This window comes from Schaalia sp. JY-X169, from assembly GCF_014069575.1.
GTDB lineage: Bacteria > Actinomycetota > Actinomycetes > Actinomycetales > Actinomycetaceae > Scrofimicrobium.
In genome coordinates this window covers 1,367,194-1,383,416 of sequence record NZ_CP059675.1, presented here as the reverse complement: position 1 = coordinate 1,383,416, position 16,223 = coordinate 1,367,194, and the positions used below count along the sequence as shown (strand labels likewise).

Genomic DNA, 16,223 nt, shown 5'->3' with positions numbered 1-16,223 from the left:
GGGTACGTTGGGACTTCCCCTAAACCACGTGCGCAAATGCGCAGCCAAGGTTTGAACTCCCTGTACTGACACGGCCAGCACAAGTGCGTTCTCCTCATCGGCGAGGACCCCGGCACTTGGCACGGCACCCAAGCAACGCCCCTCCCGAACTGCCACAAAACCATAACTGGGCGTATCGCCCGAACTAGCAACCTGGGAGTAAAGAAATGTCTGCAAACTGGTCCTTTGAAACCCGTCAGATCCACGCCGGTCAAACCCCGGACCCCACAACCGGGGCTCAAGCACTACCCATCTACCAAACTAACGCCTACGTCTTCGACAACGCTGGACAGGCAGCAGGGCGCTTCGCTTTGTCGGAACTGGGTCCGATCTACACCCGCATCACCAACCCAACACAAGAGGTTGTCGAGAACCGTCTAGCCGACCTTGAAGGTGGAGTCGGGGCCCTACTCCTTGCCTCAGGCCAGGCAGCAAACACCTTCGCAATCCTCAATCTTGCGGGCGCAGGCGACAACATAGTTGCTTCCCCAAGCCTGTACGGCGGCACCTTCAACCTCTTGGCAAACACACTTCCGAAGTTGGGAATCACGGTGACGTTCGTAGAGGACCCCTATGACCTCGAACAGTGGCGCGAGGCCGCGGCGCCCAACACCAAGGCATTCTTTGGGGAGACCATCCCCAACCCGAAGTCAGACATTTTTGACATCGAAGGGGTGGCTGCCGTGGCACACGAGGTCGGTGTGCCCCTGATTGTCGACAATACGGTTGCGACGCCGTACCTGATTCGGCCCATTGAGTGGGGCGCCGACATCGTGACGCACTCTGCCACCAAGTATCTGGGTGGCCACGGCACTACTTTGGGAGGCGTGATCGTCGATGCCGGCAAGTTCGACTTCGGTGCGGATCCCGAGCGCTTCCCGGGCTTCAATGAGCCGGACCCCTCGTATAACGGGCTCGTATATGCCCGCGACCTGGGTGAAGGGGGAGCCCTGGGAGCAAACCTTTCCTACATCCTTAAGGCCCGCGTTCAGCTGCTGCGCGACTTAGGCTCGGCGATTTCTCCCTTCAACGCCTTCCTGCTTGCCCAGGGCATTGAGACGCTGTCTTTGCGTTTGGACCGGCACACGCAGAACGCGGAAAAGATCGCCAAGTGGCTTGAAGATCGTCCAGATGTGTCGGTAGTTCACTACGCTGGCCTTCCGTCCTCGCCCTATCACGAGTTGGCGCAGAAGTATGCGCCCAAGGGCACCAGCGGCGTTGTCGCATTTGACCTGGATGGTGGGGAAGAGGCAGGCGTGGCGTTTGTGAATGCTCTTGAGCTGCACTCCCTGGTCGCCAACCTGGGGGACGTGCGCTCTCTAGTTGCCCACCCTTACTCGACGACCCACAGCCAGGCCTCCGACGAAGAGAAGGCGCAGTCCGCGGTCACACCCGGACTGGTGCGTCTATCTGTTGGCCTCGAGGACGTCGAGGACATCATTGCCGACCTCGAACTGGGGTTTGCGGCTGCCGCCGCGGTCCGTGAGAGTGCCGGGGATGGGGCAGGGGTCGCGGCCGAAACCGTGACCGCCGCCTGAGGTGCATCAATCCGGACCGCCTCCCGACAGAGCGAGACGGTCCGGCAGGCGCTCCCGGACCCACATAGAGTTTGGTGACGCCTGCGCTTGCTAGGTAGTCCGCGAATCACAGAGAGGGGATCTAGGCTGATGGGCAGTTCTTCTGAATCCGTCCCGTTGCTCCCGCCGGCCTCGGGCGCGTGGTTTGAAACCGATCCGGTTGGCAGACGCAAGTTCTTTGAGGGCGGTCCACTGGTGCTTGAAGCAGGTGGCGAGCTGGAGCAGTTCACACTTGCATATGAGACTTGGGGTGAGCTGAGCGAGGACGGGTCCAACGCAGTTCTGATTCTTCACGCACTAACTGGCGACTCACACCTGTCTGGTGAGACTGGTCCGGGACATCCGACGGCGGGGTGGTGGACCGATCTGATTGGTGCGGGTGCGCCGATCGACACGGAGCGGTATTTTGTGGTTGCGCCTAACATCCTTGGTGGTTGTCAGGGGTCGACGGGACCGGCCTCGTTGCGAGAAGGTGCGTCCTCGCCGGATACGTTCTCGTCCGTACCGGGTGCGTCCTCGCCCGTACCGGTCGGATCCCAAGCGCAAGCCCGGTGGGGTGGGGACTTCCCCTTCGTGACCATCCGGGACACTGTGGCGGCCGAAGCGCAATTGGCAGATGAACTGGGTATTGGCACTTGGCAGATGGTGATTGGGGGTTCACTCGGCGGGATGCGGGCGCTCGAATGGGCCGCAATGTTCCCGGGCCGAGTGGCAAAGTTGGTGCCGGTCGCGACCACTGCCGCCACCACTGCGGACCAAATTGCTTGGGCTCACACCCAGCTGGCGGCAATCGTCAGTGATCCGGGATTCAACGACGGGAACTACTACGGTGCCGCGCCGGGCGAGGGCCCCACGACGGGCCTGGGGATTGCCCGCCAGATCGCGCACACCACGTACCGTAGCGCGCCTGAGCTTGAGACCCGGTTCGGCGCAAACGCGCAAGGGGGAGAGGACCCTTGGGCAGGAGGGCGATACGCCGTACAGTCCTACCTGCAGCACCAGGGTGGCAAGTTCGTCTATCGGTTTGATGCCAACTCATACAAGGTTCTCACTGAGGCTTTCATGGCGCACGACATAGGTCGAGGGCGTGGAGGGCTCGATGTTGGGCTTGCCTCAATCACCGCGCAGACACTAGTGGTAGCGGTGGACTCAGATCGGCTGTGCCTTCCGGAAGCGTCCGAGGTGATTGCCCGCGGCGTTCCCAACTGTGTGGGGGTGCAAACGGTGCGTTCTCACAGTGGACATGATGGTTTCCTCATCGAGTTTGAGCAGTTCGGCCCGTTGTTGAAGGAGTTCCTTGAGGGTCGGGTGGTGGCGGTGCCGTGCGGCACAGCGGTTGCTCGGACTCGGTGGAGCCGCAGGGTCGGAAATGCGACGCGCATGTGGAAGCAGGTTCCTCAGCATGCGCCGGTGGGCGCAACGTTGCTGTAGTACGCACCCTCGACCCGGCCGTACCCTCGACCCGGCCGTACCCTCGACCCGGCCGTACCCTCGGCTCGCCCGTACCCTCGGCTCGCCCGTACCCTCGGCTCGCCCGTACCCGTGCCCCCGATCCTTGAAATGTATACGTGGGGGCGAAATGTGCGTCTAGGGTGCTTACCCCAGGGCCACGTTGGTTCCCCACGTATACATTTCACATGCTCGACGCCCTCGGTACCGAGCTCGCGGCTCCGAGCGGTGTGTTTGGAACTGCGAGCGGCGTGTTCGAGGACCCTGTGAGTGTCGAGATGGAGGGCTGGTTGCATTTCCGGGGACGGCCAGTGTCCCCAGCGCAGTGAATGCTCAGTTTTCCACAGAAGCGGGGAAACCGTTGGCGCAGGGCACTGTACACGAGGCTAACTTGTGTCATGAAGACCAACTCAACCACACCGCTGATCGGCCTCGAAGACCTCCAGTTCACTTCCCGGGACGCGCGAATTTCCCCTGCCCAGGTTCGCAGGCGCGGACTCGTGAAGCTCAGACGCGGCTGTTATCTGGAAGGGAACGCAGTTCCGGAGGGTGCGGAACGCTGGGTTGTGAGGAAGTTGGTCACGCAAGCTCGAGCTGTGGCCACTGTGACAGCTGCTGCTTCGGGAGCAGCCCTGACGATGGATGCTTCCCTGGCGGTGCGCGGCATCGATACTTGGGGAAACACGACGGACATTGACTATTGGCCCGTGGGTGTGGGAAAGAACTCTGTTCGAACTTCTCTCGCTCAGGTCCAGGTCCGCGGAATCCAGGTACCTCCGGCTAGGACGATTCCACATAGGGCTTCGAGGAGCGGAACCACGACCGAGCTGATCCGCGGCATACCGACGGTGCCACTTGCCGAGACGATATTGGATCTTGCTAGGTTTGCACATCCGCTGCGGGCCTGGGTTGGAATTACCATGGCGATGCGGGACATGACGTGTTTTGACCGGCGGTTTCTCGATGAGTCATTCGCCAGAGTTGAAACCCTACGGGGTGAACTTCTAACAGAACTTCAACAGTTCAGAGAGGAGCGCGGATACAAGCGGGCAAGAGCAGTGGTCCGCGGTGTCGACTGCGGCGCTGAAAGCGTTGGGGAGGCGGCGCTGCTGTGGATTCTCACCATACTCCTACGCGAAAACACTGACTTACGCGCGCAGTTCCAGTCCCAGGTTGAAGTCCACTTCCAGGGACGCAACTACTTCATGGACGTCGGTTTCCCGAATCTCCCCTTTCGAATCGAGTTCGATGGGGTTGAAAAACTGACGCTCGATAGAGGTATGGCGCGTGAGTTCACGCGGCGGGAGCATATCCTCAACAATCTTGGCTGGGACTCGCTCGCTTTGGGATTCGATTCTTTGCGTGACCTCCATGGACTGGCTCGAATGCTGGTGGCGGATTTAGAGCGCCGCGGAGTGAAGACCAAGACCCTGGGCGGACCCCTGTGGATGCCGATACCGGCACGGCTTGTGGATCCGCGTTATCTCCACTGATTGACCAAGCCCGCATGCAGCGCGCCAGCAACCACCGCACCATCGCCAAATGTTTACGCGGGGAACCAACGTGGCCCTGGGGTAGGTACCCCAGACGCACATTCCGCCCCCACGTATGCATTTCGTGGGTCCGTGTGTTGGGTCGCGGGCCGCCGTGGGTTGGGTGGCGGGCCGCCGTGGGTTGGGTCGCGGGTCCGCGGGTCCGTGGGCGGGCCGCCGGGCGAGGTTGTCGGGCGGGGCCGCAGTCCCGTGGGCCGCGGAGATGGGCCGTGGGACTGCGGGGCTACTCGAACAAATCCGTCTGCAGCAGAGAGTATGTCGTCTGATGGACACGATCCCGCAGCGCGTTCCCCATCCCGACGGGGTCAGCGCTGAGCGCCCGCAACGTGGTCCGCGCAGCAGAGTTAGGAATCGGCGTCAGCATTAGCTCATTGCCATTCATTGCCGCCTGGGCCGGATCCATAAACGCCGCCAGCACCGCGTCTGTTGACACTACGCCCTCAAATCCCCATTCGTCGCGCAACACATTTTGCAGCAGTTCAGGGTTACCACCCGACCACTTCGGCCCAACGTGGATAAACGAAGACATCGCACCGTTCGCGCCACCTTCCTTGACCGTGATCTCGAAGGGCTTCAAGTACACCTCGCGTAGAGCCTGCTCACTGACAAACACATTGACGCCACTGCGGGCATTGATCTCCTGGTCATTGAGGACGAAGTGCTTCATGAATGTCAGCACCCCCTGATCCTGCGCACCCATGACCGTGGCAGCCGCAATCTTGCCTGACAGGACCGGGTCCTCAGAGTAATACTCGAAGTTACGCCCACCCATGGCCGTGCGCTGAATGTTCATGCCGGGCGCGTACCATCCCTGCACTCCGTAAGCGTTGGCTTCCAACCCAACGGCCTCGCCGAGGGCGTACGCCAAAGCGTCATTCCACGTCGACGCCAGAACCACTGCGGTCGGATACGCGGCTGCAGTCATCTTCGTGAAGAACGAGTTCAGGCCAGCAGGCCCATCCAAGAGGACGGCAGAGGGAATACCCAAGCGAGGAATCTCCGCGGTTCTCCATGCGCCTTGCGAGGTCATGGCAACCAGCTCACCCGCCGTGAATTGGTCTAGGAACAGATCCCACTGCGGGTCATTGAAGTCCAGCCCCTGCATGTCGCTGAGCTGCAGCCCGTTCGACGCGCCATAGGTGGGGATTTCTCCCTCAGTGGGTTCAACGGTCCCGTCCGCAAGAGACTGGGAAAGCGAGGGCATTTGCGCGAGCAGCTCATCGCTCGCGGTGTAGTTACGGTTGTCGGCGTTCGGGTACGTCCCCTCCCAGTCGGCCCGGGACAGGTAGGTGATATCACCTTCGGCGTAGTCGAACTGGTTAGACAGCTCGGTTCCCGTTACCGGGTCAGCAGTTATGGTCTTCGTTTGATCGATTGTGAAATCAAACGTCTGCACCGGGTTGTGGATATCGCGGCTCACCTGCAGTGTGTAGTCTCCGGCGTCGAGGACGTATGCCCCATCCCCCCACGACGCCATGTCAGCGGTGGCGAAGGACACGGTGAGGGTCTCGGTTGCGCCAGGGTCCAGCAGGCTGGTCTTGACGTATCCTCCCAGTTCAATCGCGGACTTCTCTATTCCGCCCTCTATATAGGGTGCGGAGTAGTACACCTCTACGACATCTTTGCCAGCGCGGCTGCCCGCATTGGTGACCTGAACGGTGACCGAGATTGATTCGTCATCGATGACGGGTTCGGCAACATTCCAGTCGAAGTCGGTATACGACAGGCCAAACCCGAAGGGGAACTGCACTGCTTGCGCATATGCGGCCTCATCGCCCTCGTACACGGTTTCGTAGTAGCGGTAGCCGACGTAGATTCCCTCTTCATAGTTGATGAAACCACGGTTCGCATTGTCATACTTGAAGTCGCCGAAGTTCACGGTCGAGGGCGCGCTTTCAACCGAATAAGCATAGGTGTTCGAAAGGCGCCCGGATGGGTTGACCTCACCCGACAATGCCTTCGCCAGAGATACGGCACCGAAGGGTCCGGGGGTGCCAATCCACATTGCGCTCTTGATCTGCGGGTAGTCGTCTAGGAAGCCCAGCTCCATCTGGTTGCCGAAGTTGATAACCACAACCACATCGTCGAAGTCGGCCGTGATGCGGTCGAGTAGGGCGATCTGATTGTCCGTTAGGCGTAGCTGTTGCGCGGTGAAGTCCTGTGCTTCCACACCGTCATTACCCAACACCACCAGCGCGGTTGTGGAGAACGAGGTCGCGTTCGCCATCACCTCATCCGTAAGGTAATCTGGGGCAATTTCGTCCTCAGTGGACCCGGAAGTCATGGACGAAACAACGTCAACCAGTCCCGTATTGTTGCTGACTGCTGCCGTCGCGCCACTGTCGATCATGGATTGGTCGAGGTCAGGGTTGTACTCAATACCCTGCTGTTCCAGTGCTTCAAACAAGGTGATTGCGAGGGACTGGTCAGCACCCCCGGAACCCCCGCCGCCGTAGCGCAGGTTGTATGAAGCGAAGCCGAAGACATTGACTTTTCCGCCTTCGAGGGGAAGCAGGTCTTCCTCATTCTTGAGGAGCACCAGCCCCTCGTCGGCAATCTGGGATGACACTGCCTGTGCGTACACGCGTGCATCCTCGCCAGCAGCGGTTTCCGAGTCCACGTCCATCTGGAAGAGCCGGGACAGGTCACCGACAAATGGCACGGCCAGGATGATGACGAGGGCGACCACCCCGGCTGTGACACCCCAGCCAATGCCGCGCCGACGCCTGTTGGCGACCTTGCGGTGGATCCGTGCTTCACGCCTGTCCGCGCGGCGTTCCTTGCGGGTCATCTTCGCCCGAGCGGCCTTACGTTCGGCCTTGTCAGCGGCCTTTGCCGCCTTGGCGGCTGCCTTGTCACTTGCCTTGGCGGCCTTACGGGTGGCAGGGTCCATTGCGGCAAGTTCTTCGACCCGCGCCTTGGCTTGCTCTCGGTTCTGTTCAGCTGCTTCGACCGCGGCTGCCTTAATGTCTTTGCGTGTTGCCATTACTCTGTCTTTCCAGCTTCTTTGCTTGCAGCCCGGTTGCCTTTGGGAAGGCGACCGTTGAGCACATTGATAAGGTCATCCAAGGCCGATTCGCTAAACGCTCCGCCCGAAAGCCTGGGGAGGGTCCGCAGTGGCATGTCTAGGGCAAAATTCATGTTGTTTGCAAGCATGGGCTTGCCGACCGCGTGCAAGATGGAACCGATGCCCGTAATGGCGCCGCCACACAAACCGGCGATACCGCCGCGACCGACGAGCTGCGCCAAGATTGAGTCGCGTGTGATCGGCAGCGACCGATCCCAGAACTCTGGCGGCGGAGTCCTTCCCAAAAGGTGTGCGAACTCGGATGTGCCGATGCCTTTGACTTCACCCGAGAAATAGCGGGGGAGGACGTCCCGATCGTAGTTGAGGTCGAACTCTTCTCCATCCACGTTCACGGTGCCTTCGAGGCGGATGTCCCGAGAGGATGCGCCGACAAGCGCCGTGTAGCGGCCTTTACGCTGGCGCCACTTTCCCGTGTTCACATCAAAGACACTGAAGGCGTGCTCGCTGAAGTCAATCCTCACCGAGGCCGACTCCCCGGCCTCGAGCGTGACGCGGGCAAATCCCGCCAGCTGCTGTGGTGCAACGAAATCGGTGGTCTCGGGAGGGCCGATGTAGACCTGAACGACCTCGGTGCCGGGGCGGGTCCCCGTGTTGGTGACCGTCACGGACACGCCCTCGGCATCAACCTGCAAGTTCGAGTATTCGAACGTGGTGTATGAAAGTCCGTGACCGAACGGGAACCGCACCCGCCCACCGACCTTGTCGAAGTAGCGGTAGCCGATGTAGATGCTCTCATCGTGGTACGAGGCCGCCTCCGTGTTCCCGTACGTCGGCGCGGACGGCACGTCCTCGTAGACTACTGGGTAGGTTTCAGCCAACTTCCCACTGGGGTTGACGGCCCCGACAAGCACGTTGGCGATTGCGCTGGCGCCGCCTTGCCCGGGGAGGTAGCCCGCGAGGATCGCGTCAACGTGATCGGCAAACGGCAACTCCATGGGGGAGCCGCCGACAAGGATGACAATCGGTTTGTGTCCCGCAGCCAGCAAGTCGTGGAGAAGGCGCAGTTGCTCGCGGGGAATCCGCATGTGAGGGCGGTCAGCGGCTTCGGCCTCGAGAGATTCGTCCAGGCCGATGAAAACAATGGTCGTTTCGGCTCGGGATGCCAGCTCAACCGCCTGCTTACGGAGCGCATCCGAGCGTCCTCCGTGGCGTTTGAAACCCTGGGCAAATCCCGCCACGTTAAGGCCAGCGGCAGAGAGTGCATCCAGAGGGCTCTCAGTCCGGGTTGGATTCACCCGCGATGACCCGGCGCCTTGGATACGCAGGTCGTCCGCGAAATCACCAATCACCGCCACGCAGCTGCCCCGGCGGAGTGGAAGCGTCGGATTTTGCGCGGGGCCGTTCTTCAGTAGAACCACCCCTTCCTCGGCAGCCCGAACTGCCAGGTCGTGATGGCCGTCAAAATCTGGATTCACGTCCGAAAGGTCCGCTAGAGCAGGGTTCGCCGCGGCTGTCCGATCAATCAGCTCCAGGACTTCCGCGACTCGGGCGTCGAGGACGGCTTCATCTAATGAGCCGTCTTGAACTGCAACCACGATCTCCGCATCGGTGATCCCGCCGGTTGACGGCATCTCCAGGGCATTGCCCGCTAACAGACCAGCCACGCGGTCGTTGTTACCGCCCCAGTCTGTCACCACCAATCCGTCAAATCCCCACTCGTTGCGCAGAATATCCATCAGTGGCTGGTTCTCATTGGTGTAGTCGCCATTGACCTTGTTATAAGAGGACATGACCGTGTACGGGTTGCCCTCTTGCACGGCGATCCTGAAGCCTTCCAGGTATGTTTCGTGCAGAGCCCGCTCATCAACCACCTCGTCAATGCTCATGCGGTGCTTCTCTTGGCTGTTGACAGCGTAGTGTTTCATGCTGGCCCCAACGCCCTCGGACTGGATGCCGCGGATTAGTGCGGCGGCCATTTTGCCAGCCAGAAGAGGATCTTCTGAGAAGTACTCGAAGTTGCGTCCCGCCAACGGATTGCGCTTGATGTTGAGGCCGGGGCCAAGCAGAACGCTGACGCCCTCGGCCTTCGCTTCAACGCCAAGAGCCTGCCCAACCTCATACCCCAGGTGCGGATCCCATGAGTTGGCAAGCGTTGCGGCAGTCGGGAAGCAAGTGGCGGGAAGGGACTGGTTCAACCCGAGGTGGTCGGCGGAGCCGCCCTGCTTGCGCAGACCGTGCGGGCCGTCAGTAAGCATCATGGAGGGAATACCGAGACGGTCGATTCCCTTGGAGTTCCAGAAGTTCGCCCCCGACATCAGCGAGGCCTTCTCTTCCAGAGTCATTTGGTCAATCAGTTTGCGGTGTGCGTCTTTCACTGCTGTGTTCCCTTCGATTGCTCGCGGTCGAGGTTCCCATACTTTTCAGTTTCGCTTAGCGACGGTGGGAAGATCAGTCGGTATGCGATAAGGATGATGACAAACGTGACGGTGAATCCGACGACGGTGTCGGAAACGAAGTGCGCGCCCACGATGATGCGGGAGAAGCCCACGTAGATACCCCAGACGGCGCCGCCCCAGAAGAGGAGGTTCGACCACTTTTCAAGCGATGCCCGCAACGGAATGAGTGCTGTCGCCATGATTGCCAAGGTGGCGTTTGCGGTGTGCCCAGAGGGGAATGACTTGAACTCCTCGGCTTCCACTCCGCCCGCAACAAGTGCGTCACGCTCGGGTGTTCCCGGACTCCACCAGGGAGAGAACCCAACCGCGTCAGTCTCAGAGATAAAACGCATTCGAGGGCGTTCCCAGCCGATTTTGATGATGTTGATCAATATGAGTTCAGTTAGGACGACGATGAAAAGTGCGAGGGCGACGCGGATTGCCAGACGCCGACTTGCTCCGCGGGCAAGCACGACGACTCCCCAACTTGTGGCGGCCACAATGACGACGCCGGTCAGGACCACAACAAGAATCGGCCACGACAGGTAGCGCGTGGGGAGGTAGAGAACCATCCCTGCACCGACTGTGTAGAGGAGCCCTCCACCCACGACCTGCCCCACGCGGACCCCAAGGCGCTCTCTGCTGCGGAAGACAATGAGCAGCGTTCCCGCGACAAGCAGGGCCATACCCGCCGGCAGCTCCCCATAGGCGGCGCCAAAGATGCCAAGCGGATTCCGCGGGTTGTACAGCGCCTGGGAAATCTGCAGATCCCAGATGCTTCCGATGATGAGCATGCCAAGCAATACTCCGGAAAGCACCAGGGCGTTTCTTGGCGAGATAAGACGGTTTCCAGGATGCCAGAGGACTGGGGTTGGCTTCCCTTGTTCAGTTTCGTTGTGCAATTGATTCCCCATTGAGTCGTCGGTTGCTGAGCAAGTAACAGTAGAGTAGCAGTCAACCCCACCAAGTGGTGGAAAGTTTTTGTTGTCTTGGTTACGGTTCTGTAAGGTTGGCAAAATGGAGCAAACAGATGTGGACTCACTAATCGAGCGGGTCCTGGCGGAACTGGACTCGGGCAGTGTTCGTGGCCAGAAAACCAAGTTGGCCATTATCGAGCATGCGGCTAGCGCGTTTGCAACCGGCGGCTTCCAAGGAACATCGATGAGGTCGATCGCGCGTTCGGTGGGTATCGATCATTCGACGCTTCTCCACCACTTTAAGTCCAAGGATGAGCTACTGGTTGCGGTCCTGGGTTGGCGGGATGTCAGCGGGGGAAGGCAGGTAGCAGGTTCCGGTATCGGACCCGAGATCACCGCCGACACGCTCGCCGAAGGGGTGCGTACCCTCGCGACGGCGAATGCCGAGGATGCGGATCTGACCAGACTGTTCTCAATCATGGTCGCTGAAGCAGGGCAAAAGGGCCATCCGGCGCGGCAGTACCTGCAGTGGCGCCAGAAGCTTGCCATGGACTTCTGGCAGGGCTTTGCTCAAGAGGCTGGGTCCGGTTCCGGTGATGTTGCGCCCACCTTCACCGCTCACGAAAGAGCGGCTCTCTTCATCAGCGTGTGGGATGGGCTGCAGACCTATGATGCCCTGAATCCGGGGGATGTTGATCCCCCGGAACTCCTCGCCCGGATCGCCCAGGTTCTTTTCGGCGGCCCCGCCTCGGACCCAATCTCATCAGATCATGAGCGGTGATAGACCGCAAACTTGCCGCTGGGACCATCAAGCACGGTGACTGGTGTGCGGAACACTGTAGTTAGCACCTCGTCGGTGATGATTTCCTCCGGGGTGCCTGCTATGGCAATCGCGCCCTCGTCCATCGCAACGATGTAGTCGCTGTAGGCTGCCGCGAAGTTGATGTCGTGAAGGACGATGATGATGGTTCGGCCCAGTTCATCCGCCGCACGCCGCAACTGAGTCATCATTTCGACGGAGTGCTGCGCATCGAGATTATTGAGGGGTTCATCGAGCAGTAGGTACTCGGTATCTTGCGCTAGCACCATTGCGACATAGGCGCGCTGCCGCTGCCCTCCAGAGAGTTGGTCCAGGAACCTCTGCTCCAAATCCGTCATGTCAAGGAAGTCAATGGCCTGCGAGATGGCGTCCTCGTCCACTTGAGTCAGCCGACCTCCGCTGTGTGGGTAGCGGCCAAAGCCCACCAGCTGACGGACCGTGAGCCTGGTGACAAAGTGATTCTCCTGGCGCAGGATCGACACCTTACGTGCCACGTCTTTCGAGGGCGCCCGGAACACGTCGAGCCCACCGATCGTGATTGATCCCGACGTCACGGGCATCAGCCGACCCATCATCGTCAGCAGGGTGGACTTGCCCGCTCCATTGGGGCCGACGAGGGCGATGATCCCGCCCGGGGGCAGCTGGAGGGAAACAGGTCCGATTTGCACGTCTCTTGAGTAGCGCTTCACCACAGAGTCAAGAACAATCACAGACGACCTCGTTTCACGATGACAAGCAAGAAGACGGCCCCGCCGATCAGTTCCACGATGATCATCACCGCATCCACCATGGGGAAAACATGCTTGAGGAGGAAGTAGGCAGCCCCAAGAATCACAACGCCCAACAGCCACGCGACCGGCAGAATCCGCCGGTGATCGTGGGTGTCGGTGATCGAGTAGGCCAGGGTCGCCATGAGGAACCCCAGGAATGTCATGGGCCCAACCAGGGAAGTCGACATTGCCATCAAGACTGCCACCAACGTCAGCATCAGCATGGTTTGGCGACGGTGATTGAGCCCCAGGTTGGTGGCAATTTGGGGACCGAGGGCGAGGACGTTGAGGCGGCGCCCCAGTAGCCAAATGCCCAGGCCAGCAGCCAGGCAGATCGGCACGGCGTAGGGGAGTAGCTCCACCTTTGCGGTGCCAATGTTTGCGAAGAGTCGCGCCCGAAGTACGTCGAACTCGTTGGGATCCAGCATGCGCTGCATGAACGTCGACAGTGACCCCAGCCCTGTGCCAATGACAATGCCAACCAGCAGCATGATATGTAAATTGCCGAACCTGCCCGAAAGGAGCCAGGAATAGAGGAGGACCGCGAACCCCACCATCACGGCGGATTGAAGCAGGAACTGACCCGTCGTTCCAAGCCCCGATAGTCCGCGGGTTCCCAGGAAGTAGACGAGGCCGGTTTGGATGAGGACGAAAAGAGATTCGAACCCCATGATCGACGGGGTAATGATCCTGTTGTTAGTCACCGTTTGGAATGTCACTGTCGCCATGGCTTGCGCGAAGGTCACGGTCAGAATGACGACAACCGCACTGATACGCATCTTGGAGACGCGCCACCACTTGTCACTGAGGAACTCAAAATCATTCCCCCAGGTAAGGATCAGTACGCAGAGAACCAGAGCCGCGACGATCAGGCTGCCAAGGATTACGAGGTAGCGGGTGCGATGATGAGCGCTGGTGTAGGGCCCGACCGACCTCGTCCTTGGCGCAACGTCCGAGTCAGGGGCGGGGGGAGATAGCCGGTTCATGACAACGGTCGTGGTACCGGGCTGGACGTCCTCGGACGGAAGTGGCTCTATGGCTTGCGTATCGGCGGGGCGAACTAGGGTTTCAGCCGACATTCGTCCTCCTCGTCCGCAGCAGCATGACGACGAACACAACCGAACCGACGGCTCCCAGGACCAGCGAGACGGGAACTTCAAACGGCGCGATGATGGTCCTTCCGATCAGGTCGCAGATGGTGACGACCCAGATGCCTGTCAGGAAGACCCAGGGGATATTGGTGCGCAGGTTGTCGCCGCGGACCATCGACACCAGGTTGGGAACGATCAACCCCAGGAAGGGCAGCATCCCCACAACGACGGTGACAACACCGGTGGTTATGGACACGAGCCCGACACCGAGCAGGACAACCCGTTCGTAGTTCAGCCCCACGTTGGTTGCTACGTCTTTTCCGAGGCCGGCGCACGTGAATCTATCTGCCAGCACGACGACCAGTGCACAGACGATCAGGACGATCCACAGCGGCTCGTAGCGGCCCACCTCGATACCGGTAAACCGTCCGGCGAACCATGCGCCAAGGGTCTGCAGCAGGTTGAAACGGATGGCAATGAAGGTGGAAATGGCGCTGACAACCGCCCCAAACATCATTCCTACAATCGGCACGATCAGCGACGATTTGAGCTTCACCTTCTGCAGGAACGCAAAGAAGATCATGGTGCCAACGAAGCCGAAAACGATGGCTGCACCCATTTTGGTCAGGAGCCCTGACATTGGGAAGAAGACGTAAACCAGCAGAAGCCCAAGCCCCGCCCACTCTGTGGTGCCAACCGTGGTGGGCTCGACAAAACGGTTCTGCGTTAGTAGTTGCATGACCAGTCCTGCCATCGCCATGGAAGCTCCGGACAGCACGAGGGCGACCGTGCGGGGAATGCGTGTGATCCACAGGAAGTCACTGCCGCCACCGGCGGTGTCGGTAATATCCGCCACCCCGGTAAAGACAGAGAGGCCAAGAAGCGCCACAGTAAAGACCGTTGCGAGAAGCGCTGGACCGTAGCGCCTAAGCGGTGATTGTTGCGCAGAATAGCGCCGAGTCACCCGCCCGGCGGTCACATTGGTGACACGGGTAGGTGACTCGGCGATTGTTGCCATCTGAGGGAACCCAGTCTGCTGGTTGTTGGTTGCTACTTATGTTCTGTGAATGCCTGCTGCAGTCCGCCCAAGACATCGATGTATGCGTAGATGTCTTCGGTGAGGTAGTAGTCGGCTGGCATGACGTAGATGGCCTGGTTCTGTACCGCGGGAACACCAGCGAGGGCGGTGGAGCCATTGATTAGCTCCAGTGCCGGGGTGGTCTCCCCGTCGGAGGTAACTGCGGCGTCACGGTCGAGGACTAGGAAGAAGTCGGGGTTGGACTCCGCGATCGCTTCGATGGAGATGTCGTCGCCCTGGTGGTTGGTGGAACCTTCAGCGTCAAGCGCCGGGGTCAGATCCAAGAGGTTGAAGAAGATGCTGGCTCCGCGGCCATCAGCCGGGTTGGAGTAGCGGATTTCGTTGGCGTTTGTCACCAGACCCATGACTGTCATTGCTGGGTCGTAGGCGGCTTTGGCGTCCTCGACAGCGGTGTGGAACTGGTCGATGAGGGCGGCGGCCTCGTCCTGCTTGCAGAAGACCTCCCCAAGCAGCGTCACCTGTGCGATGGCGTACTCATCGGGGCTCAGGTCAGCATTGTCCATTTCGACGAGGGCGGCGTCCGGCGCTGCTTCCTGCATCTTTTCCGCGTGGTCGCGGTAGCGGTAGCCGTTGATGATGACGGTGGGGTCGGCAGCAATGACCTGGTCGAAGTTCGGTTCGGCGTGGCTTCCAGTGTCAAGGATGGTTTCGTCCTCGGCCCAGCTGTTCTGCGGTGACATGAGGGTGCGCGGTGCGGCGGTCGGCTGCACGCCCCACTCGTTGAGGACCGCGAAGGTGCGGTTGTCGGTTACTGCAACGGAGTCGGCGCTCTCTATGGTCACTTCGTTGCCGGCCATATCGGTCACCGTGACGGGGTATGCACACTCGGCGGAAGCGGCGTCCTCTACGGCCTGGTCAACCTGTTCGCTCTGCTGTTCTTCGGCGGACTGGCTGCCGCCTGCCGATGAACATCCGGAAAGGACGAGGGCGAGTGCAGCAACCCCGGCCATAGCGAAAGTTGAGTGGCGCTTAGTGAGCGTCATGCGGAATCTCCTTGAAACGTCTTACCGGTGGGACAGAACGTGCCTCCGGCCTAAGCCAAGTTAGGTTTGCCTAACCTGACCTAAGGAGCATATCGAGGGGCGTCATTTATGTGCAACTGGTGTTGCGTAAATATGTTGGGTAAATCAGCACGTCGTAGGTGGTGTTCTAGCTCCGCGTCCACTGCATGGTCAGGTTGTCTTTGGCGCCAAACTTGACCAAATGTCGTTCGATGACGTCTTCAAGGAACGTTGCGGTCTCTTCGTCCTCTGCTTCAACTGTGATCGTCATCATGTCGTCGGCGCACTTTAGGTCAGCCCTGGTGGTGGGGAAAAGGATGTACCCACGGTCGGCCTCACTGTCCCACTCGCCACCATGGCGGCGGGACATGTGTGAAACCAGCTGCTTGCTGTAGCGAGCTGCTCGGGAGGTGGCGCAGGTGCCGGTGGAGGTGATGGTCATGG

At 60.2% G+C, this 16,223-nt stretch carries 12 protein-coding genes; 4 read left to right on the top strand and 8 right to left on the bottom strand.

What is annotated here, in order from left to right; all coding sequences use genetic code 11:
• The first annotated feature begins 206 nt into the window (after positions 1-206).
• The 3 genes from H2O65_RS06095 (at position 207) to H2O65_RS06085 (ending at position 4,558) form a co-directional block, all read left to right on the top strand.
• Entirely contained in the window at positions 207-1,577 is a 1,371-nt protein-coding gene (locus tag H2O65_RS06095; protein ID WP_182140883.1) for a bifunctional o-acetylhomoserine/o-acetylserine sulfhydrylase, read from the top strand.
• Between the two features lie 129 nt (positions 1,578-1,706).
• Positions 1,707-3,047, top strand: a complete 1,341-nt coding sequence (locus H2O65_RS06090; RefSeq protein WP_182140882.1) for a homoserine O-acetyltransferase — start codon at positions 1,707-1,709, stop codon at positions 3,045-3,047.
• A gap of 416 nt (positions 3,048-3,463) precedes the next feature.
• Positions 3,464-4,558 carry a hypothetical protein gene (locus tag H2O65_RS06085; protein WP_182140881.1) on the top strand — a complete coding sequence of 365 codons (1,095 nt, stop codon included), beginning with the start codon at positions 3,464-3,466 and terminating at the stop codon, positions 4,556-4,558.
• A 283-nt stretch (positions 4,559-4,841) separates the two neighbouring features.
• Here the strand turns inward: H2O65_RS06085 and H2O65_RS06080 are convergent, their stop codons facing one another.
• Genes H2O65_RS06080 through H2O65_RS06070 form a run of 3 tightly spaced genes read right to left on the bottom strand, consistent with a single transcriptional unit; the run spans position 4,842 to position 10,899 of the window.
• On the bottom strand, positions 4,842-7,604 hold the full coding sequence (locus H2O65_RS06080; RefSeq protein WP_182140880.1) for a glycoside hydrolase family 3 N-terminal domain-containing protein: 2,763 nt from the start codon (positions 7,602-7,604) through the stop codon (positions 4,842-4,844).
• A complete protein-coding gene (locus tag H2O65_RS06075) occupies positions 7,604-10,021 on the bottom strand; it encodes a glycoside hydrolase family 3 C-terminal domain-containing protein (protein ID WP_220458716.1) in 2,418 nt (805 codons plus the stop codon). Before H2O65_RS06075 ends, H2O65_RS06080 begins: the two co-directional genes overlap by 1 nt.
• Positions 10,018-10,899: a phosphatase PAP2 family protein gene (locus H2O65_RS06070; protein ID WP_182140879.1), complete on the bottom strand. Its 882-nt coding sequence runs from the start codon at positions 10,897-10,899 to the stop codon at positions 10,018-10,020. The genes H2O65_RS06075 and H2O65_RS06070 overlap by 4 nt, the downstream gene beginning before the upstream one ends.
• A gap of 199 nt (positions 10,900-11,098) precedes the next feature.
• On the opposite strand from H2O65_RS06070, the gene H2O65_RS06065 reads away from it, so the two are divergent.
• Entirely contained in the window at positions 11,099-11,779 is a 681-nt protein-coding gene (locus tag H2O65_RS06065; protein WP_182140878.1) for a TetR/AcrR family transcriptional regulator, read from the top strand.
• On the opposite strand, the gene H2O65_RS06060 is transcribed toward H2O65_RS06065, so the two are convergent.
• From H2O65_RS06060 to H2O65_RS06040, 5 genes are all read right to left on the bottom strand, one after another.
• Positions 11,767-12,528: an ABC transporter ATP-binding protein gene (locus H2O65_RS06060; RefSeq protein ID WP_182140877.1), complete on the bottom strand. Its 762-nt coding sequence runs from the start codon at positions 12,526-12,528 to the stop codon at positions 11,767-11,769. The genes H2O65_RS06065 and H2O65_RS06060 overlap by 13 nt on opposite strands.
• The gene (locus H2O65_RS06055; RefSeq protein ID WP_259349466.1) at positions 12,525-13,667 is read right to left on the bottom strand and encodes an iron chelate uptake ABC transporter family permease subunit; all 1,143 of its coding nucleotides are present in this window, start codon (positions 13,665-13,667) and stop codon (positions 12,525-12,527) included. Before H2O65_RS06055 ends, H2O65_RS06060 begins: the two co-directional genes overlap by 4 nt.
• On the bottom strand, positions 13,657-14,697 hold the full coding sequence (locus H2O65_RS06050) for an ABC transporter permease (protein WP_182140876.1): 1,041 nt from the start codon (positions 14,695-14,697) through the stop codon (positions 13,657-13,659). The genes H2O65_RS06055 and H2O65_RS06050 overlap by 11 nt, the downstream gene beginning before the upstream one ends.
• Positions 14,698-14,729: 32 nt before the next feature.
• A complete protein-coding gene (locus H2O65_RS06045) occupies positions 14,730-15,761 on the bottom strand; it encodes an ABC transporter substrate-binding protein (protein WP_182140875.1) in 1,032 nt (343 codons plus the stop codon).
• Positions 15,762-15,927: 166 nt separating this feature from the next.
• Entirely contained in the window at positions 15,928-16,221 is a 294-nt protein-coding gene (locus H2O65_RS06040; RefSeq protein ID WP_182140874.1) for a DUF2218 domain-containing protein, read from the bottom strand.
• Positions 16,222-16,223: the final 2 nt, after the last annotated feature.